The organism is Blautia sp. BIOML-A1 (genome assembly GCF_009883055.1).
Lineage (GTDB): Bacteria > Bacillota > Clostridia > Lachnospirales > Lachnospiraceae > Blautia_A.
The window spans coordinates 1-1,088 of sequence record NZ_WWVR01000100.1 but is presented as its reverse complement, the minus strand read 5'-3'; the positions used below and the strand labels follow the sequence as shown (position 1 = coordinate 1,088).

Annotated in this window: 2 protein-coding genes; both read right to left on the bottom strand. The window is 39.6% G+C overall.

Annotated elements, in window-relative coordinates; all coding sequences use genetic code 11:
* A partial coding sequence (locus tag GT674_RS17030; protein ID WP_330585655.1) for an RNA-guided endonuclease InsQ/TnpB family protein occupies window positions 1-421 on the bottom strand: 421 nt, incomplete at its 3' end.
* Complete coding sequence (locus tag GT674_RS17025) at window positions 378-1,079, bottom strand: RNA-guided endonuclease InsQ/TnpB family protein (protein WP_442859875.1); 702 nt, start codon at window positions 1,077-1,079, stop codon at window positions 378-380. The genes GT674_RS17025 and GT674_RS17030, both read right to left, overlap by 44 nt.
* Between the last annotated feature and the right edge of the window lie 9 nt (window positions 1,080-1,088).

The following is a 1,088-nucleotide window of genomic DNA, read 5'->3' as shown; positions in this document are numbered from 1 at the left end:
AATATTTTCCGGATGGTTCCCGGCTGACTGTTACAGATTTCAGTTTCCATTTTTCTGATATCGGACGGTGAAGCTTTATCCTGATGGCTGTCATCTTAGGCAGTTTCAAATATTTTCCTTCCAGAAAGATATTTCCGTTCACTACGTTTGTTGTATAAGATTTTCTTGATGACTTCTTTGATTTGAAGCGTGGAAATCCTGCAGATGGTTCACGGAAAAACTTACAGAAAGCACTTTCCAGATGCATCTGTACATTTGCCAGTGCTAATGAATCCACCTCTTTCAGCCAGGGATATTCTTTCTTATAGCTGGCTGGTGTATTCCTTAACATCTTCTTTTCTTTTTTATAATGTTCTATCTTATCTGCAAGCATACAGTTATAGATAAATCGACTGCAGCCGATTGTTTTTTCTATCTGCACACGTTGTTCTGCATTTGGATAGATTCTTATTTTTACTGCCCGGTTTATTTTCCTCACCTCTTATTTCTATATGTTGATAAANTGCACTGAGTTTATGCTGGAAATCTTTTCTCTGATTTCGGATCTTTTCATGACACAGTGCAACCCGTTTCTTCTGTTTTTCATAATTCCGACTGCCTCTCTGACATCTGGACAGTTTCCGCTGTTCCCGTGCAAGCTTTTTCTCTGTATTCCGGTAGAACATCGGATATCCGGCTCTTTCACCGGTAGAAAATACACACATCCCATGCATGGCAAAATCAATCCCCAGAAATTTTTCTGCCGGTCTTTTTTCTACTGTTTGGTTTTCACAGCAAAATAACAGACTTGCAAAATATTTTCCGGATGGTTCCCGGCTGACTGTTACAGATTTCAGTTTCCATTTTTCTGATATCGGACGGTGAAGCTTTATCCTGATGGCTGTCATCTTAGGCAGTTTCAAATATTTTCCTTCCAGAAAGATATTTCCGTTCACTACGTTTGTTGTATAAGATTTCCTTGATGACTTCTTTGATTTGAAGCGTGGGAATCCTGCGGATGGTTCACGAAAGAACTTACAGAAAGCACTTTCCAGATGCATCTGTACATTTGCCAGTGCTAATGAATCCACCTCTTTCAGCCAGGGATA